Source organism: Mesorhizobium onobrychidis (assembly GCF_024707545.1).
Classification (GTDB): domain Bacteria; phylum Pseudomonadota; class Alphaproteobacteria; order Rhizobiales; family Rhizobiaceae; genus Mesorhizobium; species Mesorhizobium onobrychidis.
Window position 1 is genome coordinate 4,630,011 of sequence record NZ_CP062229.1, and the last position, 21,243, is coordinate 4,651,253.

At 62.3% G+C, this 21,243-nt stretch carries 18 protein-coding genes; 10 read left to right on the forward strand and 8 right to left on the reverse strand.

The window, feature by feature from the left end:
• Window positions 1-54: 54 nt before the first annotated feature.
• Window positions 55-2,511, reverse strand: coding sequence for a penicillin-binding protein 1A (locus IHQ72_RS23090; protein WP_258117450.1), 2,457 nt, complete (start codon window positions 2,509-2,511; stop codon window positions 55-57).
• Window positions 2,512-2,720: 209 nt separating this feature from the next.
• A complete protein-coding gene (locus IHQ72_RS23095) occupies window positions 2,721-3,998 on the reverse strand; it encodes an N-acetylmuramoyl-L-alanine amidase (protein WP_258117451.1) in 1,278 nt (425 codons plus the stop codon).
• Window positions 3,999-4,673: 675 nt separating this feature from the next.
• Between IHQ72_RS23095 and IHQ72_RS23100 the strand changes: the two genes are divergently transcribed.
• Window positions 4,674-7,625, forward strand: coding sequence for an Rne/Rng family ribonuclease (locus IHQ72_RS23100; RefSeq protein WP_258117453.1), 2,952 nt, complete (start codon window positions 4,674-4,676; stop codon window positions 7,623-7,625).
• A 95-nt stretch (window positions 7,626-7,720) separates the two neighbouring features.
• Here IHQ72_RS23100 and IHQ72_RS23105 read toward each other — a convergent pair whose 3' ends face one another.
• Together IHQ72_RS23105 and IHQ72_RS23110 are read right to left on the reverse strand one after the other, a co-directional pair.
• A complete protein-coding gene (locus IHQ72_RS23105) occupies window positions 7,721-8,650 on the reverse strand; it encodes a glutaminase (RefSeq protein WP_258117454.1) in 930 nt (309 codons plus the stop codon).
• A 5-nt stretch (window positions 8,651-8,655) separates the two neighbouring features.
• On the reverse strand, window positions 8,656-9,804 hold the full coding sequence (locus IHQ72_RS23110) for a pyridoxal phosphate-dependent aminotransferase (RefSeq protein WP_258117455.1): 1,149 nt from the start codon (window positions 9,802-9,804) through the stop codon (window positions 8,656-8,658).
• Between the two features lie 158 nt (window positions 9,805-9,962).
• Here IHQ72_RS23110 and IHQ72_RS23115 point away from each other — a divergent pair, with 158 nt between their 5' ends.
• From IHQ72_RS23115 to aat, 6 genes are all read left to right on the forward strand, one after another.
• The gene (locus tag IHQ72_RS23115) at window positions 9,963-11,357 is read left to right on the forward strand and encodes a M48 family metalloprotease (protein WP_258117456.1); all 1,395 of its coding nucleotides are present in this window, start codon (window positions 9,963-9,965) and stop codon (window positions 11,355-11,357) included.
• An 87-nt stretch (window positions 11,358-11,444) separates the two neighbouring features.
• A complete protein-coding gene (locus IHQ72_RS23120; RefSeq protein WP_258117457.1) occupies window positions 11,445-12,248 on the forward strand; it encodes a DsbA family protein in 804 nt (267 codons plus the stop codon).
• A 300-nt stretch (window positions 12,249-12,548) separates the two neighbouring features.
• On the forward strand, window positions 12,549-12,983 hold the full coding sequence (aroQ, locus tag IHQ72_RS23125) for a type II 3-dehydroquinate dehydratase (RefSeq protein ID WP_258117458.1): 435 nt from the start codon (window positions 12,549-12,551) through the stop codon (window positions 12,981-12,983).
• A 26-nt stretch (window positions 12,984-13,009) separates the two neighbouring features.
• Window positions 13,010-13,468, forward strand: a complete 459-nt coding sequence (accB, locus tag IHQ72_RS23130) for an acetyl-CoA carboxylase biotin carboxyl carrier protein (RefSeq protein ID WP_258117459.1) — start codon at window positions 13,010-13,012, stop codon at window positions 13,466-13,468.
• Window positions 13,469-13,487: 19 nt separating this feature from the next.
• Entirely contained in the window at window positions 13,488-14,831 is a 1,344-nt protein-coding gene (accC, locus tag IHQ72_RS23135; protein WP_258117461.1) for an acetyl-CoA carboxylase biotin carboxylase subunit, read from the forward strand.
• 29 nt (window positions 14,832-14,860) lie between these two features.
• Window positions 14,861-15,478, forward strand: a complete 618-nt coding sequence (gene aat / locus IHQ72_RS23140; protein ID WP_258117462.1) for a leucyl/phenylalanyl-tRNA--protein transferase — start codon at window positions 14,861-14,863, stop codon at window positions 15,476-15,478.
• A gap of 11 nt (window positions 15,479-15,489) precedes the next feature.
• Here aat and IHQ72_RS23145 read toward each other — a convergent pair whose 3' ends face one another.
• From IHQ72_RS23145 to IHQ72_RS23155, 3 genes are all read right to left on the reverse strand, one after another.
• Window positions 15,490-15,858, reverse strand: a complete 369-nt coding sequence (locus IHQ72_RS23145) for a hypothetical protein (RefSeq protein ID WP_127319587.1) — start codon at window positions 15,856-15,858, stop codon at window positions 15,490-15,492.
• Window positions 15,859-15,962: 104 nt separating this feature from the next.
• Entirely contained in the window at window positions 15,963-16,514 is a 552-nt protein-coding gene (locus IHQ72_RS23150) for a DUF2155 domain-containing protein (RefSeq protein WP_258117466.1), read from the reverse strand.
• Window positions 16,515-16,639: 125 nt separating this feature from the next.
• Window positions 16,640-17,038 carry an NADH:ubiquinone oxidoreductase subunit NDUFA12 gene (locus IHQ72_RS23155; protein ID WP_258117467.1) on the reverse strand — a complete coding sequence of 133 codons (399 nt, stop codon included), beginning with the start codon at window positions 17,036-17,038 and terminating at the stop codon, window positions 16,640-16,642.
• A 225-nt stretch (window positions 17,039-17,263) separates the two neighbouring features.
• On the opposite strand from IHQ72_RS23155, the gene panB reads away from it, so the two are divergent.
• Window positions 17,264-18,106 (forward strand): 3-methyl-2-oxobutanoate hydroxymethyltransferase, encoded by an 843-nt coding sequence (panB, locus tag IHQ72_RS23160; RefSeq protein ID WP_258117468.1) that lies wholly within the window; start codon window positions 17,264-17,266, stop codon window positions 18,104-18,106.
• Between the two features lie 47 nt (window positions 18,107-18,153).
• Window positions 18,154-19,005, forward strand: coding sequence for a pantoate--beta-alanine ligase (gene panC, locus IHQ72_RS23165; RefSeq protein WP_258117470.1), 852 nt, complete (start codon window positions 18,154-18,156; stop codon window positions 19,003-19,005).
• 5 nt (window positions 19,006-19,010) lie between these two features.
• Here panC and IHQ72_RS23170 read toward each other — a convergent pair whose 3' ends face one another.
• Window positions 19,011-19,463: a phasin gene (locus IHQ72_RS23170; RefSeq protein WP_258117471.1), complete on the reverse strand. Its 453-nt coding sequence runs from the start codon at window positions 19,461-19,463 to the stop codon at window positions 19,011-19,013.
• Between the two features lie 369 nt (window positions 19,464-19,832).
• Between IHQ72_RS23170 and IHQ72_RS23175 the strand changes: the two genes are divergently transcribed.
• Window positions 19,833-21,233 carry a glycosyltransferase family 39 protein gene (locus IHQ72_RS23175; protein WP_258117472.1) on the forward strand — a complete coding sequence of 467 codons (1,401 nt, stop codon included), beginning with the start codon at window positions 19,833-19,835 and terminating at the stop codon, window positions 21,231-21,233.
• The last annotated feature ends 10 nt before the right edge of the window (window positions 21,234-21,243 follow it).

Genomic DNA, 21,243 nt, shown 5'->3' on the forward strand with positions numbered 1-21,243 from the left:
CTGTAAAGCGAAATGGGCCGGCTCGAAAGCCGGCCCAGAACACCATGTCCTATGTCAATAGAGCCCGCCGCCGCCGGACTGGATGGCTTGGTTGGCCTGTGGCGACAGCGCGCCGCCGGAGGCGTTGGAGCCGTCCGCACCCATGCCGATCACCCAATAGCTGTCGGCGGGGCCGGTGCCCGGCTTGAAGGCTTCGATAAAGGCGCCAGCGTCGCCTGGGTTGGCAGCCATGCCGGTCTTGCGATTGATGGCGATCAGCTTCATGCCTTCGGGAACCTGGAAATCGACATTGGGCGTGCCGTCCAGCGCCACGCGCATGAAGTCCTTGAAGATCGGCGCTGCGAGACCGCCGCCGGTCGCGCCCTTGCCAAGACCTTTCGGCTGATCGTAGCCCATATAAAGGCCGACAACGAGATTGGGCGTGTAGCCGATGAACCAGGTATCCTTCTCGTCGTTTGTCGTTCCGGTCTTGCCGGCGATGTGGCGGCCGAGTTCGGCGACGGTGGCGCCGGTACCGCGCTCGACGACGCCCTCCATCATCGAGGTGATCTGATAGGCGGTCATCGGATCGAGCACCTGCTCGGAATTGTCGACCAGTTCCGGCTCAGGCTGGTTCTGCCATTCGGCGGCGTTGCAATTTTCGCAGCCGCGTTCGTCCTGCCTGTACACCGTCTTGCCGTAGCGATCCTGGATGCGGTCGATCAGCGTCGGCTTGATCGACTTGCCGCCGTTGGCCATGATCGAATAAGCCGACACCATGCGCATCACGGTGGTCTCGCCCGAACCCAGCGCCATCGGCAGGTACTGCGCCAGACGGTCATAGACGCCGAAGCGCTCGGCATATTCGGCGACCAGCTTCATGCCCATGTCGTTGGCAAGGCGCACAGTCATCAGATTGCGCGACCTCTCGATGCCGGACCGCAAGGTCGCCGGGCCAGCTGTCCTTCCATCGTAGTTCTTCGGCGTCCAGGTCGTGTTGCCGCTCTTGATGGTGATCGGGCCGTCCATGATCACCGAAGCCGGCGTATAGCCATTGTCGAGGGCGGCCGAATAGACGATCGGCTTGAACGACGAACCCGGCTGCCGCATGGCCTGCGTGGCACGGTTGAATTCGGATTGCGAGTAGGAGAACCCGCCGACCATGGCCAGAACGCGGCCGGTATGCGGATCCATGGCGATCATGCCGCCTTCCACTTCGGGGGCCTGGCGCAGGATATAAGCCCCATCCGTACCCTCTTTCTTCTGCACGAAGATGACATCGCCCGGCTTCAGCACGTCCGCCGGCGACTTGGCCTTGACGGTCTTGCCGCCGACCACATGACGCATGGCGAAGCTCATGTCCTCGCGGCTGACGGTGCCTTCGATGCGATCCTTGACGAGTTCGCCCGAGATCTTCCGGGTCGGCCGAAGGCCGATCGACAGGCCGCTCTCCGAGCTGTCGAGCACGACGGCGAGCGACCATTCCGGCACGTCGTCCAGTCCCTTGACTTCGCTCAAAGGCACGCCCCAGTCGCCGGATACGCTGATGGTCTTCACCGGCCCGCGATAGCCGCGCAGCGTATCGAACTTCATCAGGCCGTTCTGCATGGCTTTGCGGGCGATGAGCTGCATCTTGGGATCGAGCGTCGTACGGACGGACAGGCCGCCCTCGTAGAGCGCATTCTCGCCGTAGCGCGCGCTGATCTGGCGACGCACTTCCTCGGTGAAGTATTCGCCGGCGAACAGATAGGTGCCGGAGCGGCGTGGCTTGACGCCGAGCGGCTCGGCCTTGGCCTTGGCGCCTTCCTCTTGCGTGACGTAGCCGTTGCCGACCATCTGGTCGATCACCCAGTTGCGGCGCTCGATGGCGCGGTCGGCATATTTGAAGGGGTGATAGTTGGAGGGCCCCTTCGGCAAAGCCGCCAGATAGGCCGCCTCCGCCACGGTGAGTTCATTCACCGCCTTGTCGAAATAAGTGAGCGCTGCCCCGGCGACGCCATAGGCGCCGAGCCCGAAGAAAATCTCGTTAAGGTAGAGTTCGAGAATGCGGTCCTTCGAATAGGCCTGCTCGATGCGGAAGGCGAGGATCATCTCCTTGATCTTGCGCTCGTAGGTCTGGTCCGAGGACAACAGGAAGTTTTTCGCCACCTGCTGGGTGATCGTCGAGGCGCCGACCTGGCGCTTGCCCGAGCCGAAATTCTGTAGATTGACCATGACTGCGCGGCCAAGGCCGGTCATGTCGATGCCGGGGTGATTGTAGAAATTCTTGTCCTCGGCAGACAGGAAGGCCGCCTTGACACGGTCCGGCACCGCCTGGATCGGCAAATACAGGCGCCGCTCGCGCGCATATTCGGCCATCAGCGCACCGTCGGACGCATGGATGCGGGTCGTCACCGGCGGTTCATACTTGGCAAGCACCTCGTAGTCGGGCAAATCCTTCGACAGATGGCTGATATAGATCGCCACGCCCGCCGCGACCAAAAGGGCCAGCGCCGTGCCGATGCCGAAGAAATAGCCAATGAGACGAATCATGCCCGCTCCAGTCCTTGGTTCGGGAATTTCCTAAACGAAGCCGCCTTTCGCGCAAGCTTTCGAGACGATCCCGACCGGTAATCGAAAACCCATGTCGCCACCATGTGGGCAAAATGCGGCAGCTTGGAATTTCGCCTTCGAATGGCGGAAATAAGTGCAGGGTGTTGTCGTCGTGCAACGCTGCCTCTGGTTGTAGCGCGGCTGGCACCTCAGCCTCCGGTTCCGGCTCCGGCCCGGGCTGAGGCGAACAGGGCGATGGCATTGGTTATGCTCTGGGCAGCCTTGCCGCGCCAATCGGCGCTGAGCAGTTGCGCCTCGTCCTTCGCGTTCGACAGATAGCCGAGTTCGACCAGCACGGAGGGGACATCCGGTGCCTTTAACACCTTGAAGCTGGCCGAACGCTGCGGATTGTTGATGAGGCCTACGCTGGTGGAAAGCTGGCCGACCAAAGTTTGGGCAAAACGCATCGAGAAACCGTGCGTCTCGCGGCGGATCAGGTCGATCAGGATGTCGGTCACTTCCTTGTCGTCGTCCTTGATTTCCATGCCGGCGAATTGATCGGAAAGGTTTTCACGGTCGGCGAGCGCCTGCGCTTCGGGATCGGAAGCCTTGTCGGAGACGGTGTAGACGGTTGCGCCGCGAAGGCCCTTGACCCTGATCGTGTCGGCGTGGATCGAAATGAGCAGATCGGCCTCGTGCTGTCGGGCAATGCGCACGCGGTCGTCCAGCCGCAGGAATTGATCCGTCTCGCGCGTCATGAACACGTCGTATTTGCCGACTGCGGCAAGTCTTTCCCGCAATTCGGTGGCGAAAGCGAGCGTGACGTTCTTTTCGACCGTGCCGTTCAGGCCCTCGGCGCCGCCGTCGATGCCGCCATGGCCTGGATCGATGACGACGGTGAAGCGATGGCCTGGATTGGAGACCGGGCCGGTGCCGACCCTGCCGCCCTTGTCGGAGGAGACCGTCGAGCCGGTGGTCAGCGCCTGATTGGCAAGAGCGGCGTCGAACTCCCGCACGGACGCCGCAGACATGTCGATTGCGATGCGGTAGCCGCTGCCGTCGTCATTCTTGAGCACGTCGAGCCTGTCGACGGCGAACGGGCCCTTGCCGGTGAGAATCAGCCGCGACACCCCCTCGCCGAGATCGCCGTAGCGCACGCTCCTGACCAGGCCGCGCGCCTTCACATCCTTGGCATTGATGGCGAATTTCGTGCTTGGCAGGTCGACGACCAGACGGTGGGGGCCGCGCAGCAGGAACCATTTGACGTCGGGTTCGCGGTCGAAATTCATGACGATGCGCATCTTGGTGGCGTCACCCGCCATTTTGTAGCTCGTCACGGCCAGCGGCGCGGCGGCGGCAAAGGAAACCGGCGAAAAGGCCAGGCAAGCGACAACCAGCGACAGCAGACAAGCAGCGCGGAAGTAGGCAGCGTAAAAAAAAATGCCTCCGGCGCGACCACTCTTGTGCGTGAAGACTGCCAGTCCCATCTCTTTCCAGTCGCTCCGGTTTGGCGCCAGGCGCCCAATCTTGTTTGTCGGAGTGTCGTCGTTTTTGTCGAAGTGCCGGTTAGGCCGCGAACTCGATTAACGATTGGTATCCAGAGAAGGTTAACCAAGCCTTTTCATGCAACGCTCAAAGCCGTGCTTCCGTTGCGGAACTGCTTTTTGCCGGCATCGGAAATCGGGGTTGCCTTCCAACCCGCCAAATCATAAAAGCGATGGTGGATCACTGCAATCCTGGAACCGTCCTCCTCCGCAGCTTCCTGCTACAGGTCAGATGAACGACGGCTCCTTTCGCTTCAGGCGAAGAAGGTATCAAGTGATCGCGACGAATTTCGCAGGTGCGAGCCCGTGGCGGGGGAAGCGCCTGCGTGAGGAAAACGGCCGGGATTGTCCCGCGCCGGCTCTGTATGAGCAAACACGCTGGTCCGGTTTTCCCCGGGCTTTGGTTCAAAAAGGTTCTGCTGGTTACGATGGCTTCAAGCGCAATCATGGAAAGGTCCGCAGCAAACCGCGCCATTATGGCTGCGGGCGGCACCGCCATGGCGCTCAGGCAGCGGCCGGCGGACATTCAATTGCCCGGCACCCATGTTCATCCACACTCACAGCGGCGGGCTTCGCCCCGCAAGCTGCGGCTGACGGCTGCCGGGGGGAAACGAAATAATGCCCAACAAGATGCTGATAGACGCCTCCCACCCGGAGGAAACACGTGTTGTCGTCGTTCGCGGTAACCGTATTGAAGAATTCGACTTTGAATCCCAGGACAAAAAGCAGCTCAAAGGAAATATCTACCTCGCCCGCGTAACGCGCGTCGAACCCTCGCTTCAGGCAGCCTTTGTCGAATATGGCGGCAACCGTCACGGTTTCCTCGCCTTCAGTGAAATTCATCCCGACTACTACCAGATTCCGGTCGCCGACCGTCAGGCGCTGCTGCGCGCGGAAGCGCAGGAGGCTGAAGACGAGGACGATGAGGACGGCGAAGGCGACGACCGCCAGAGCCGCGATCGCGGCCGGCGCGGACGCCGGCGCGGCGGCAAGAGCCGCGACCGAGGCGAGCACAAGCGTGATGCAGGTGCGGACGATTCTGTCGAGTCCAACGATAGCGGCTCCAACGAGGGCGGCGAACACGGCAAGGATGCGGTCGCGGAGAACGTCGATGCCGTTTCCGAAAATGTCGACACGCCGTCTGATACTTCGGAACATAGCGAGGATGCCGCCGGTCATGTTGACGCGAGTCATAATGAGACGAGCCATGATGAGACGAGCCATGATGAGACTGGGCCTTCCGAAGGCGGACCCAATTCCATCGCCGCCAGCATTGAAGCGGATGTGATTTCCGAAGCCGTGGCGCAGCAGGACTCGGCCGGCGAAGCCACGTCCACCGACAATGATCGCGGCATGCTGGAAGAGGTGCAGTCCTCGCATCCGGACGACCATGAGGTCGAATCGGTCGGCGCCGAGGATGCGCTGGAAGAAGCGCGCAACCGCCGCAAGCCGGTGCGCCGCCAGTACAAGATCCAGGAAGTGATCAAGCGCCGGCAGATCCTCCTGGTGCAGGTCGTGAAGGAAGAGCGCGGCAACAAGGGCGCGGCGCTCACCACCTACCTGTCGCTTGCCGGCCGCTATTCGGTGCTGATGCCGAACACGGCGCGTGGCGGCGGCATCTCGCGCAAGATCACCAACGCGCAGGACCGCAAGCGGCTGAAGGAGGTCGTCGCCGATCTCGAAGTGCCGCAGGGCATGGGCGTCATCCTGCGCACAGCCGGCGAAAGCCGCACCAAGGCCGAGATCAAGCGCGACTACGAATATCTGATGCGGCTTTGGGAAAACGTCCGCAATCTGACGCTGCAGTCCACGGCCCCTGCCCTGGTCTACGAGGAAGGCAGCCTGATCAAGCGCTCGGTACGCGATCTCTACAACAAGGACATCGACGAGATCCTGGTTTCCGGCGAAGAGGGTTATCGCGAGGCCAAGGACTTCATGCGCATGCTGATGCCGAGCCACGCCAAGGTCGTGCAGCCGTTCCGCGACACGACGCCGATATTCGTACGCAATGGCATCGAGGCGCAGCTCGACCGCATGCTGCAGCCGCAGGTGACCCTAAAGAGCGGCGGCTACATCATCATCAACCAGACCGAAGCGCTGGTCGCCATCGACGTCAATTCGGGCCGCTCCACCAAGGAGCACTCGATCGAGGACACGGCGCTTCACACCAATCTGGAAGCGGCCGAGGAAGTCGCACGGCAGCTGAGGCTGCGCGATCTTGCCGGCCTGATCGTCATCGACTTCATCGACATGGAGGAGAACCGCAACAACCGCTCCGTCGAAAAGCGGCTGAAGGATCACCTCAAGAACGATCGCGCCCGCATCCAGGTCGGCCGCATCTCGCATTTCGGCCTGATGGAGATGTCGCGCCAGCGCATCCGAGCCAGCGTGCTGGAATCGACGATGAAGCCTTGCCCGCATTGCGGCGGCACCGGCCATGTGCGGTCCGATTCGTCTGTCGCGCTGATGGTGGTGCGGGCGATCGAGGAATTCCTGCTCAAGGATTCGCGCAGCCACATCACGGTGCGGACGCCGGCGGCGACCGCACTCTATGTGCTCAACCACAAGCGCGGCACGCTGGTGGAGCTCGAAAGCCGCTTCGGCCTGACCATCACCGTCGAAGCCGACGACACGGTCGGCGCCCAGCACTATGCGATCTTCCGCGGCGCGCTGGCTGAAAAGCCTGAAGGCTTCGTCGAGGTGCGCACCTTGCCCGCCTATGTCGAGCCGGAAGAGCCCGCCGACGAAATCGTCATCGAGGAGGAGGAAGACGAGGCCGTTGCACCGGCGGAGCAACCGCGCCAAGCCCAGCAGCCGCAGCAGCCAAGGCCAAGCGAGGATGGCGAAGGCCGCGACCGCAAGCGCCGCAAGCGCCGCAGACGGCGCGGCGGCAAGGATCGCGACCGCGAGAATGGCGCCCCAATGGAAGGCGCGTCCCTCCCGGCCACTGCCGAAGGCGTATCCGAGGCCTTAAGCGATGAAGGCGTCGAAGCAGACCACGAGGACCAGGTCGGCGTCACTGAGGCGGTGGAAGCGTCGGATGACGGTCAAGTGGTGGATGAAGGTCAGGGCAAGAAGCGCCGGCGCGGCAAGCGCGGCGGCAAGCGCAATCGCCGTGAAGACGAAGGCGAGGTCGATGCGGGCACTGCAGAATTTGCTGACAGCCCCGAAGGCGAAGTCCTGGAGGGCATAGCCGTCTCCAGCGAGCCGGTAGCAGCAACGCCGGTCGAAGAGCCTGTAGACCTTGCTCCGGCCAATGACGACATGCCGAGCGCCGAAAAGCCGAAGAAGCCGCGCCGCGCCGCCAAGCCGAAGAAGGCTGCGGCGGACGTCGTCGTCGAGACGCCGGTAGCCGAGCCGGAAACCTCTGCCGAGGCTCCCGCACCTGTTCCGGAGGAAACAGCCGTGGCCACCGTCGACGAAAAACCGAAGGTCCGCCCATCGCGACGCAAGCCTGTACCGGTGGATGCTCCGGTTGAGCCGATCGTGTCTTCGACTGTTGCCGAAGAGGAAAAGACCGAGGAAAAGCCGAAGCGTGCCGGCTGGTGGCAGCGGAAAGGCTTTTTCTAAGCTTTTCGGTGGTTTAGCCTGATTTTTTGACCAAAAGAATCCCGCGCTGTCCTGTCGACAGCGCGGGATTTTTCTTGTCTGAAGCTTCACAATCTCTATGGCGCGAAGACCGACCAGTTCATCATCTTCGCCAGCCTTTCCAGCGCAATCGACCCCAGCCTGGAATTGCCGTTGGCGTTGAGGCCGGGCGACCAGACGGCGAGCGAAGCCACGCCCGGCACGATCGCCAAAATGCCGCCGCCAACGCCGCTCTTGCCGGGGATGCCGACGCGAAAGGCGAAATCGCCGGAGCCGTCATAATGACCGCAGGTCAGCATCATCGCGCCAATGCGGCGGGCGCGCTCGGCCGAAACAACGGAATGGCCGGTCGCCGGGTTCTTGCCGCCATTGGCAAGGAAGCGGCCGGCCAAAGCCAGTTGCCGGCAGCTCATGGCGACGGCGCAATGGTGGAAATAGACGCCCAGCGCCAGGTCCGGCGCGTGGTTGAGATTGCCGAAGGACTTCATGTAGTTGGCAAGCGCCAAGTTGCGAAAACCGGTGGCCCGTTCCGAAGCCGCTACCTCGCGGTCGATGATAATGGTTTCGTCGTCGGCCAGGAACTGGATGAAGCGCAGGATCTCGCCGATCGCCTCGCGCGGCTGGTGGCCGGCGAGCAGAATGTCGGAAATGACGATGGCGCCGGCATTGATGAACGGATTGCGCGGAATGCCGTTCTCATGCTCGAGCTGGACGATCGAGTTGAACGGGTTGCCCGAAGGCTCGCGACCGACACGCTGCCACAACGCGTCGCCGACATTGCCGAGCGCCAATGTCAGCGTGAACACCTTCGAAATGCTCTGGATCGAAAACGGCTCATCGGCGTCGCCCGCCATCAGCACGCGACCGTCATTGGTCACGGCGGCGATACCGAACTTTTTCGGATCGACCTTGCCGAGTTGCGGAATGTAGGTCGCGACTTCGCCGCGATCCGTGCGCTCCGCCATTTCGGCGGCAATTTCGGTCAAAGCCTGTTCGAGTTCCGGCATTCGCGCTACTTCAGCCAGCGTTCGAGGCGCATCATCGCCTCGACCATCTCATCGTGGCTGCCGGCGTAGGAAAAGCGCATGGTTCGATGGCCTTGAAGCGGATCGAAATCGCGGCCGGGCGTCGCCGCCACATGCGCCTCGGCCAGCATCTTGCGCGCGAAGGCCATACTGTCGTTGGTGTGCCTGGTGACATCGCAGAAGGCGTAGAACGCCCCGTCCATCGGTGCCGCCAGCGCAAAGCCGAGTTCGGGCAGGCGTGTCATCAAAAGCTCGCGATTCCAGGCGTAGCGCGCCTTCACCGCCTCCAATTCCCCGGTCGCCTTGAACGCCTCGATCGCGGCGATCTGGGACAGTTCCGGCGGAGAGATGTAGAGACTCTGGGCGATGCGCTCGACCGGCCGCACCAATGCTTCCGGCAGCACCATCCAGCCGATACGCCAACCGGTCATGCAGTAATATTTCGAGAAGGAATTGATCACCGTCACGTCCTGGCCGTAGGCAAGCGCCGTCGTGTCCGGCGCAGCGTAAGCCAGCCGGTGATAGATCTCGTCGGAGATCACGGCGATGCCGAGCTCTTCCGCCGTCGTCACCAGCGCCGACAGCTCGTCGGCGGGGATAATTGCCCCGGTCGGATTGGCCGGGCTGGCAAACAACACGCCCTTCAGCTTCTTTTCGCGATGCGCGGCCTTGAGGTGTTCGGCGTGGAGATAGGCATCACCGTGGAGCTCGATCTCGACGATCCCGATGCCGAGCGCTGCCATGATGTTGCGATAGGCCGGATAGCCGGGTGCGGCGATGGCGACACGATCGCCTGGATCGAACATCGCCAGAAAGGCCAGGTTGAAGGCGGCTGACGATCCGGTGGTGACGGCGATCCGGCCGGGTGAAACGGCAAGCCCGTAGTGGTCGGCATAGTGCTGCGCGATCGCCTCGCGCAGGCCGGAAAGACCCAATGCGTCGGTGTAGCCGATACGCCCCATCTTCAATGCGTTCGTCGCCGCTTGCCTGACCCCGGCCGGCGCCGGGTCGGACGGCTGGCCAACGGCCATGGAAACAACCGGCACGCCCTTTGCCTTCAGCCGATTCGCTTCCGCCAGAATGTCCATGGCGTGGAACGGCTCGACTTCGCCGCGACGCGAAAGCGATACAACCATTTGACCTCATTCCTTTGTCGGCCCCTTGGGTCGGCCCGGCGCCGAGCTTTGGCGTCCCGCGCCGCACAAATGCCCGATTGATGTGAGGATCACAAGTTCGGTAAAGTTTCAGTGCCGACTTTTCATCCTTCGCCCGCTCGTCTACCAGTGGACCTGCCATGTTTAACCGACCCAAATCGACGATAGCCAGGGCAGCGCGCGCCTTCGCGACGCTTTCGCTTGCCGCGACGGTCGCTGTGACCGGCACCATCAGCGCCTTAGCGCAAAACGTGCCGGTGGTGCGCGATGCCGAGATCGAGGCGCTGGTACGCGATTATGCGCGGCCGATCTTCCGGGCCGCGGGCCTGCCGGAAGACGGCGTCGACATCGTGCTGGTCAACGACCAGAGTTTCAACGCCTTCGTTGCCGGGTCCCGTCTGTTCATCAACACCGGCGCCCTGATGTCGGCGGAGACGCCCAACGAGATCATCGGCGTCATCGCACACGAAGCCGGCCACATTGCCGGTGGGCACCAGCAAAAATTGCGCAACCAGCTCGAACGCGCCAAGACGATGGCCATCATCGCGACGCTGCTTGGCGCCGGCGCCATCGTCGCCGGCGCCACCACCAAAAGCCGGGGCCTCGCCGGCGCCGGCATGGGGGTCGCGGCTGGCGGCGGTGAGATGGCGCAGCGCAGTATCCTCGCTTATCAGCGCACCGAAGAGATGACCGCCGACCGCTCGGCGATTACCTATCTCAATGCCACCGGTCAGTCCGGCCTGGGCATGCTGAAGACCTTCGGCCGCTTTCAGAGCGCGCTCTCGCTGTCAGGGGCGCAGGTCGATCCCTACCGGATCAGCCATCCTCTGCCGCGGGAACGCATCGCCAATCTCGAAGTCCTGGTCAAGCAGAGCCCCTATGTCGACAAGGTCGATACGCCGGCACTGCAGCAGCGGCACGACATGATGCGCATCAAGATCGCCGCCTATATGGGAGGCAAGGCCGCCGCATCGCGGCTGATGCGCAAGAACCCGGCCAGCCTTGCCTCGCAATATGGCGACGCGCAGACGAGCTACCTTTTCGGCGATCTGGCCGGGGCGCTCGCCAAGACCAACGCGCTGATCAAGGCACAGCCGAAAAACCCCTATTTCCAGGAATTGCGCGGCGACATCCTGATGAAGGCGAACAGACCCAAGCCAGCCGCCGAAGCCTATGCCAAGGCGGTCAGCCTCGATCCGGCGCGATCCGGGTTGCTGTCGGTCTCCTACGGCCAGGCGCTGATGGCCATCGGCACGCCCGATTCCCTGGAGAAAGCGGTGGTGCAGATCAACAAGGGCCTCGGGCGCGACCGGGAAAATGCCGTCGGTTACCGCCATCTGGCGCAGGCCTATGGCGAGCTCGGCAACATTCCGGCCGCCGATCTTGCAACCGCCGAAGGCCATTTCTATTCCGGCGCCTACAAGGATGCCAAGATCTTCGCAATGCGCGCGCAGATGAAAATGAAGCGCGGCGAGCCGGGCTGGATCCGCGCGCAGGACATCATAAACTACGCACCATCAGGCAAGAAAAAGTGAACCTTCCGGCCGTGCGCGGCGACATGTAGTCGGACCAATCGAGGTCAGACCAATCGGGCCGGAAACCAGGCAAGAGGATTAGGGACGATGAACAAGGCAATTCTGCTGGGCACCACGGGCGTGGCGGTCGCTCTCGCCATGCTGGGTTTCGGGTTCGTGACCGGAAGTCCGCAGACGGCAAAGGCCGATGCCGTGCAGATCGCCCAGGCGGCGCCCGCCGACACCAAGATCGACCGGGCCGAAGTCGAAGGCATCATCCGCGACTATCTCCTGAAGAACCCCGAAGTGCTGCTGGAGGCTCAGGAAGCGCTCGAGGCCAAGCAGAAGGAGGCGCAGCGCGTCGCCAGTCTCGCCATCATCAAAAATGCCAAGGACCAGATCTTCAACTCGGCCTTCGACGGCGTCGTCGGCAATCCGAACGGCAAGGTCACCATCGTCGAGTTCTACGATTACAATTGCGGCTACTGCAAACGCGCCATGGAGGACATGCAGACGCTGACGACAGCCGATCCGGACCTGCGCTTCGTGCTCAAGGAGTTCCCGATCCTCGGCCCGGATTCGCAGAAGGCGAGCGTCGTCTCGATGGCCTTCCACCTGATGATGCCGGAGAAATACGGCGAGTTCCACAACGCGCTGCTCGGCGCCCAGGGACGCGCCACCGAAGCGGCGGCCATCAAGGTAGCGCTTTCGCTCGGCGCCGACGAAGCGACGCTGCGCGAGAAGATGAAGGATCCGTCGATCGCCGAGGCCCTCTCCAAGACCTATGACATTGCCAACAAGCTGGCCATAACCGGAACGCCCTCCTATGTGGTCGGCAACGAGGTGGTGTTCGGGGCGCTTGGCCAGGAAGTGCTGGCGGAGAAGATCGAGGCGGCCAAGGCCGCACTCTGATCGGTTTCGGCGCAAGCCATTTTCCGCCTGTTGTGGACAGCGAAAGAACCCACTTGCGCTCTTTTCGCAGGCGTCTAAGCCCATTATAGAGGTCCGGCGCGCCGACTGATGCCGGCGCTGATGTGGTGGATTTGAAGTTCCTGCTACTTTGGTGGCATCAGCGTTCAGGAACTTCAAATCCACCACATCAGAAATGTATAAATTGCCAGTGTGGCTTTGAATCCGAAATTCGTTCAAAGCGCTGCTCCAAGGTATTGCGAATTTCGGATTCAAAACCACACTGGGAAAAAGGTCGGCATTTTGAAAACTGTTTTCGTCCTGAACGGTCCCAACCTCAACGCGCTCGGCAAGCGCGAGCCGGGCATCTATGGCGGCAAGACGCTTGCCGCGATCGCCGACGATTGCAAGCAGGCAGGTGCGGCGCTTGGGCTCGAGATCGATTTCCGTCAGTCGAACCATGAGGGCGACCTCGTCGACTGGATACAGGAAGCCGCCGACAAGGCTGTCGGCATCGTCATCAATCCGGGCGCCTACAGCCACACCTCGATCGCCATTCACGACGCCATCCGCTCAGTCGCGCCATTGCCCGTCGCCGAAGTTCATCTTTCCAACATCCACGCGCGGGAATCATTCCGCCACGTCTCCATGGTCTCGCCGGTCGCCGTCGGCGTGATCTGCGGGTTCGGGTCGCTCGGCTACACACTGGCGCTGCAGGCGCTGGCCGCACGTCTATGACCGGCCAACAAACAGAAGGCTCGAAAATGTCGATAAAGAAGAATGGTGTTGACCAGCAGCTTATCCGCGATCTGGCGGGCATACTGAACGACACCAACCTCACCGAGATCGAGGTCGAGCTGGGCGACTTGAAGGTGCGCGTGTCGCGACAGGCGCCGGCCGTCCATGCGGTCGCCGTACCGCAGCCCGCCTATGCGCCGCCGGCAGCGCAGCCGTCGGCCGCAGCCGCCCCGGCAGCGGCCGACGTGTCCAAGAATGCGGTGGCCTCGCCCATGGTCGGCACCGCCTACCTGGCGCCGTCGCCCGACGCCAAGGCGTTCATCGAAGTCGGCCAGCAGGTCAAGGAAGGCCAGACGCTGCTGATCATCGAGGCGATGAAGACGATGAACCAGATCCCCTCGCCCCGTGCCGGCACGGTGACGGCGATCCTGTTCGAGGATGCGCAGCCGGTCGAATATGGCATGCCGCTCGTCGTGATCGAGTAGAGCCGGGAACAGCCGAAAAATGTTCCAGAAAATCCTCATCGCCAATCGCGGCGAAATCGCTCTGAGAGTGCTGCGCGCCTGCAAGGAGCTCGGCATCCAGACGGTGGTGGTGCATTCGACCGCCGACGCCGACGCCATGCATGTGCGGCTCGCCGACGAGAGCGTCTGCATCGGCCCGCCGCCGTCGCGCGACAGCTATCTCAACATCCACCAGATCGTCGCGGCCTGCGAGATCACCGGCGCCGACGCGGTGCATCCGGGCTACGGATTCCTGTCGGAGAATGCCAAATTCGCCGATATCCTCGCCGCACACAACATCACCTTCATCGGCCCGTCCGGCGATCACATCCGCATCATGGGCGACAAGATCGAGGCCAAGCGCACCGCAAAGCGTCTTGGCATTCCGGTGGTGCCAGGGTCCGACGGCGCGGTCACCGAGGAAAAGGAAGCCAGGCGCATCGCCGCCGAGATCGGCTATCCTGTAATCATCAAGGCGTCGGCCGGCGGCGGCGGACGCGGCATGAAAGTGGCGCGCAGCGAAGCCGATCTTGTCGTCGCGCTGCAGACGGCGCGCTCGGAAGCCGGTGCCGCCTTCGGCGACGACGCCGTCTACATCGAGAAGTATCTCGAAAAGCCGCGCCACATCGAGGTGCAGGTGTTCGGTGACGGTGCCGGCCGCGGCGTGCATTTCGGCGAACGCGACTGCTCGCTGCAGCGCCGCCACCAGAAGGTCTGGGAAGAGGCGCCCTCGCCGGCGCTCAATGCCGAGGAGCGCGCGCATATCGGCGGCGTCTGTGCCAGGGCGATCGCCGATCTCGGCTACTCCGGCGCCGGCACCATCGAATTCCTCTATGAGAACGGCGAGTTCTATTTCATCGAGATGAACACGCGCCTGCAGGTCGAGCATCCGGTGACGGAGGCGATCACCGGCATCGACCTCGTGCATGAGCAGATCCGCGTCGCCTCGGGCGGCGGGCTTTCGGTGCGCCAGGAAGAGATCCGCTTCCAGGGCCATGCCATCGAATGCCGCATCAATGCCGAGGATCCGCGCACCTTCACGCCCTCGCCCGGCACGATCACCCACTTCCACACGCCGGGCGGCCTCGGCATCCGTGTCGATTCCGGCGTCTATTCCGGCTACAAGATCCCGCCCTACTACGACAGCCTGATCGGCAAGCTGATCGTGCACGGCCGCAACCGCGTCGAATGCATGATGCGGCTGCGGCGGGCGCTCGACGAATTCGTCGTCGACGGCATCAAGACGACGCTGCCGCTGTTTCGCGATCTCGTCGGCAATGCCGATATCGCCAATGGCGAGTATGACATCCACTGGCTGGAAAAATATCTGGCCAAAGAGGATTAGGTCGTGAACTTATAGAATATAATGTCGCGATGACCCGTCCCTACGCGCCAGGCTATCGCATCCCGACCGACCTGTTGCTCAAGGCCTACGCCTCGGGCGTCTTTCCGATGGCCGAAAGCGCCACAGATCCCGAAGTGTTCTGGGTACGGCCGGAGACGCGCGGCATCATCCCTCTCGATGGTTTTCACACGCCCAAAAGCCTGAGGAAGGCGATCCGAAAAAACCTGTTCGACATCCGTTTCGATTTCGACTTCGAGGCGACGATCGATGGCTGCGCTGAGAGGCGCGAGGATCGCCGGTCGACCTGGATCAATGCGCCGATCCGCGAGGCCTATGTCGAACTCCATCGGATGAGCCATTGCCATTCGGTCGAAGCCTGGCGTGAGGGTCGGCTGGTTGGCGGCCTCTACGGCGTGTCGCTCGGCCGGGTGTTCTTCGGCGAAAGCATGTTCGCCAGGGAAACGGACGCGTCGAAGGTCTGCCTGGTGCATCTGGTCGAGCGCCTGAAGGAACGGCGCTTTGCGCTGCTCGACACGCAGTTCACCACCGAGCACCTCAAACGTTTCGGCGCGGTTGACGTGCCAAGGGGCAAATACGAAAAGATGCTGGCTGACGCGCTGAAGGGCGAAGCGGTCTTTTTCCCGTGATCTGCGCCAGGTCAGTTTTTTGCGGCAGGCTCAAGAGGCGTCTGCGCGTGGAACATCATCTTCCAGCCATTGACGCGATGGACATAGCCGGTGCTGACCAGCGCCGCATAAGGCTCGCCATTCTCGCGAGTGGCATGGGCCTCATAGGTCAGCACGACGATGTCGCTGCCCGGCTCGATGATGCCCTTGAGATCGATATCGAGATCGCGCCAGCGGTTCGGATCCGTCGCGGTTTCGGCCAGATCGGCGTTGCTCATCGTTTGCGCCATCTGCGGGAAAGCCACCAGGCATTCGGTGTCGGCATTGGCTTTGAAATAGGCAGCGTCGCCGGTCCAGAACCCTCTTTCGAGGTCGAGGAGTTCGTCCTTGTTGGCCATCATGGGAACATCTCCGTACCGCCAGCCATGACCAACGCACGGAGAATAAGGCGGTTCCGGAAGCTCAGTATGTGATCCCGAACAGGGGATCCCTCGCGCCTGGCGCTCTAATTGGATTTAGCAGCGTCGGGTGCCGGCACCTCCGACTTCTGCTTGCAGCCCTTCAGCCAGACATCGTAGACCGCGTGCTCGACGGCGTTGAGGCCGGGGCTTTCGGCAAACATCCAGCCGGTGAAGATGCGGCGGATCTTGCGATCCAGCGTGATCTCGTCGACCTCGACGAAGGAATCGGTCTTCGGCTCTTCGGTTTGCGGCCGCGAATAGCAGATGCGCGGCGTCACCTGCAAAGCACCGAACTGCACCGTCTCGTCGATATAGACATCGAAGGTGATGATGCGGCCGGTGATCTTGTCGATGCCGGCGAATTCGGCGACGGGATTGGTGATGCGTTCCGGCGCCGCCGGTGCCGCCGGCGCCGTTAACGCCTCCGGTTCCATTGGCGCCTCCGGTGTCGCTGGCGCCTCCGGCGTCGCTGGCGCTTCTTCCCAGGCCTCCGGTTCGATTGGCGCCTCCAGCGTCTGTGCAGCGGCCATGGCGCAAGCGACCAAAGCAGCGGCCGCCGTCAGTCCGCCCATCGAGATTCGGCTGAAAATGCTCATGCAAGAGTCCGGTGGTTTGCGCCCGGGGTGATTCTGTCGCGCCCAAGGCTAGTCGCTGCTGTCAGATCGGCAAGCAGCTAAACGCCAATTGTGGCGATAAAGGACCGATCCGCGTCGACGATCGGTTACGACCCCGGCGTCCAGGCATCGTAATCGCCCGTCACCTGCGGGCGGTGCTGATTGGTGAGCACGGAGCCCTTGGGGCGATAGGCGGCGGCACTTCCGGTAAGGTTCGGCTGATGCGGCTTCTGCCAGTCGCGTGGCTTGTAGTTTTCGCTCGGCGGCGCGGTATCGACGCGGTGATGCATCCAGCCATGCCAGCCGGGCGGAATCGTCGAGGCTTCCGAATAGTCGCGATAGATGACCCAGCGGCGGGTGCGGCCTTCCGAATCGACACCACCTTCGTAGTAGACGTTGCCAGCCTCGTCCTGCCCGACTTTCTTGCCATGCCGCCAGGTGTGGAAGCGCGTGCCCAGCGTCTGGCTGTTCCACCAGGTGAAAAACTGCAGAAGGAAAGTCTTCATCCAAATCCTCGCGGCGGCGCCTGTTTCCTGCTTATGGCGTCAGGCCATCGCCAACGCAAGGGTTTTGCCGCAAAAGCCGCGGACATGGCCGTCGAAAACCGATGCAAAACCAGGCAGGCTTTTCGCGTGTGTCGAAGCATGCCTTGCCAAGCCTGCCTGGTCTTTCTAAAGCTCTGCGCGTCCCATGCAGGTACCCAGCCTGATTGACGGTTGAGGGAGGTAAAGATGGCCCCGGATGCATCCGACCCTGAACTGCGGATCAGTGCCGGCGCCATTCGTCTGCGCAAGGGCGGCGTGCCGGTCGTCTGCCTCACCGCCTATACCTACCCCGTCGCTCGCCTGCTCGACGGCCATGTCGACCTGCTTCTGGTCGGCGACAGCGTCGCCATGGTTCTCCATGGCCACAAGACCACGCTGGGCGCCTCGCTGGAGATGATGATCGCCCACGGACAAGCGGTGATGCGAGGGTCAGCCAAGGCCTGCGTGGTGGTCGACATGCCGGCCGGAAGCTATGAGGCAACGCCGGCGCAGGCCGTCGCCTCGGCGCGGCGGATCGTCGGCGAAACCGGTTGCCAGGCCGTCAAGCTGGAGGGCGGCGTTACCGTTGCCGGGCAGATCGCGGCGATCGTCGCTGCCGGCATTCCGGTCATGGGACATATCGGCTTGCAGCCGCAATCGGTGGAAAGCGACGGCGGCTACAGGATCAAGGGCCGTACCGAGGAGAATGTGGCGGCCCTTTATCGCGACGCCGACGCGGTCGAGAAGGCCGGCGCGTTTTCGGTGGTCATCGAAGGCACCGTCGAGACCGTCGCCGCCGACCTCACCCGGCACATTTCCATTCCAACCATCGGCATCGGCGCCAGCGGCGAATGCGACGGCCAGATCCTGGTCATCGACGACATGGTCGGCCTGACCGTCGACCGGGTGCCGAAATTCGTCAAGCAATATGCCGACCTGCGCAGCGTGATATCGCAGGCGGCAGCCAGCTATGCAGCGGAGGTGCGAAGCCGGACGTTCCCCGGCCCGGGACATGTCTTTTCGGCCGCAGCCGACAAAGACAAAGAATGAGTGGGGACAAAGAATGAGTGGGGACAAAGCATGAGCCGGGACAAAGCATGAGCCGGCCTCTCGTCATCGACAGCGTCGCCGCTCTTCGCGCGCAAATCCGCGACTGGCGTTGCGATGGTCTCAGCGTTGCCATGGTGCCGACCATGGGTGCGCTGCATGACGGCCATATCTCGCTGGTCAGGATCGCGCTGGAAAAGGCCGAACGCTGCGTTGTTTCGATCTTCGTCAACCCGACGCAGTTCGCGCCGAGCGAAGACCTCGACAAATATCCGCGCCAGCTCGCCCGCGACCTCGACCGGCTGGCCGGGGCCGGCGCGCACCTCGCCTTTATCCCTGATGTCGCGGAGATGTACCCGGCCGGCTTCGCCACCAGGATCTCCGTCGACGGGCCAGCCGCCGGGCTGGAATCCGATTTCCGGCCGACCTTCTTCGACGGCGTCGCGACGGTCGTGGCAAAGCTCTTCCTGCAGACGTTGCCCGATTATGCGGTCTTCGGTGAAAAGGACTACCAGCAGCTTTGCGTCGTCAGGCAGCTCTGCCGCGACCTCGATCTGCCGGTGGAAATCATCGGCGCACCAACGGTACGCGACGCACATGGCCTCGCCATGTCGTCACGCAATGCCTATCTGAGCGAAGCCGAGCTCGGGGTGGCGCGCCAGCTCAACGCCATATTGCGCCGGACGGCAGCGGCACTAGCGGCAGGCGCGGATGAAGGCAGCGCGACCGCCGAGGCCAGCCGCGCGCTCGTCAAGGCTGGCTTCGACAAAGTCGACTATGTCGCGGCGCGCGAGAGCCTGGCGCTCGCGCCATGGCGACGAAACCGTGACGGACGCCTGCTCGCAGCCGCCTGGCTGGGCAAAACCCGGCTCATCGACAATGTGGAAGTTCCCTCCGCCTAGGCCAATCAGGCGACCTTGAGATCCTTTATCGCCTTCTCGTAGACATCTTTGATCGGCTTGGATACGTCTTCGGCGGCTTTCGTTGCCGCAGCCTGAAACTCCTTGCCCTGCTCGACGGTCTTTTCCACCTGCTTGCGCAAGAAGTCAGTCTGCAGTTCGATGAACTCGGAGGGCGATTTCACGGCAACCAGGGCTTCGAGGTGAGAAAAGCTGGCCTCAGCATTCGCGCGCAGCGCGGCGATCGTCTTCAGCGACAGCTCATTGCTGGCGGTCTTGGCTGTTTCGAAGGATGACTCGAGAGCCTTTTGGGTCGCCTCGGCGCCGGTCGCCAATTTCGATAATGCTTCTTTCGACTGCTCGACGCCCTTTTCGGCGACAGCGCGGAACTGATCGGTTGCCTCGGTCGGGACTTCTGCGTTCTCGGTGATTTCAGCAGTTTTATCGGCGGTCTTGGTCATAGTTTCCATCCTTTGCGGTGGGCGGCCTTTTAGAAAAGCCGCCTCGTTCATTCAGGAGCCTGACGTTACGGCATCTGTAGTGCATTGCAATATTTTTGTGCGTCGCACCATGCCTTTTTTTGCCTCAGCGTGGCCACTGCCGAATTCTTACCTGCGGCGTGTTTTGCGGACTTCCCGTAATTCCCGTAAGTCTAGTTCAGGCAATCCGCATATTTTTCAGAGCTTTGTAGACGACATCTTCAGAATCCAAGCTACCGGGCCGGCTCGGCTACAATTCGGCCAGAAATCATGGTGCGGTCCTGCGCGCTCCAGGAGCGCAGCATCGATGCTCGGCTGGAATGAGAACGATTCCTGGCGCGGATCCCAATCTTGATACCGGCACATGTCGAGCGGCTGCTCCCCTATCTGTTCCTGCTTGCGTTGATCTGCATCGCGGTCGCTTTCCGGCCGCTCCTGCCTGTCGATGAAACGCGATATCTCAGCGTCACCTGGGAGATGTATTCGAGCGGACAGATCTTCGTTCCGACGATGAATTTCGCGCCCTATCTGCAAAAGCCGCCGCTGCTGTTCTGGCTTATCGATCTGGCCTGGGACATTTTCGGCGCAAGCCGGGTTGCCGCGATGCTCGTCATCTTCGTCGCATCGTCGCTCGTCATCTGGCTGACGACGCGTCTGGCAAAAACCCTCTTTCCCGGACGCGACGACATCGCAAGCCGTGTCCCCTGGCTCGTCGCCGGAAGCACCATCTTCGTCATTTATTCGACGCTGATCCTGTTCGACATGCTGCTGACGGTCTTCGTGCTCGCGGCGCTTTTGTCGTTGCTTGCCTTTGCCAGGAGCGGCAACCATTGGCACGCCGTGCTGGCGGGCCTGTTCATCGGACTGGGTATTTTGACGAAAGGTCCGGTGGTGCTCATCCATGTCGGCGCACCCATCCTGCTCTATCCGTTCTGGCGTGATCGGCAGGGCGGGCTGGCGACGCCGAAATTCTTCGCCGGGGCGGGCCTGGCAATTCTCGCCGCATTGATCCCGGTGGCGATCTGGCTGATGCCTGCGACCATCCTGACGAAAGGCGATTTCGTCTACGACCTCGTCTGGAACCAGTCGGCAGGGCGCGTCACCGGCAAACTGCACAACTCCCACGGCCGGCCGTTCTATTTCTATGTCGTGATGCTGCCGCTTTTGTTCATCCCGTGGATTTTCGTGCCGCATGTCTGGCGGTTGCACCTGCCGGCGCGGATACGCGGCTTGATACAAACACGGTCAAGAGATCTTTCGGCACTGCGTCTGCTGACGATGTCGTTCGTGGCCGTCGTGCTGGTCTTCAGCGCTATATCCGGCAAACAGCCACATTACCTCGTTCCGGTGCTGCCTCTGGCGACGATCGCGTTCGGGTATTTCATGGCCGAGGTGCCGCCCGCCAGGATCAAGGCCGCCGCCTTTTGCATGCTTGCCATGTTCGGCATCGGACATGCAATCGCGTCCGATACGGCCTTCAAACTTTACGATCTCACGCCGCTGGCGAATTTCATCGACGAACGGAAGGACGCGGCCTGGGCTGTCGACTTCGACTATCAGGACGAAGTCGGCTTCCTTGCCCGGTTGCAGAAGCCGTTCGAAAGCACCGACAATCCCGAGGGATGGCTACGCTCCCATCCCGGCGGCTATGTCATCGACAAATCTTTCAAAGACCCTGAGACGTCGGGGCAAGTCGCTTTTCGCCTTCACGTCGAACGAGGCTATCTTGTCGTCCTCAAGGGACAACATTGAGGGCGCCGCA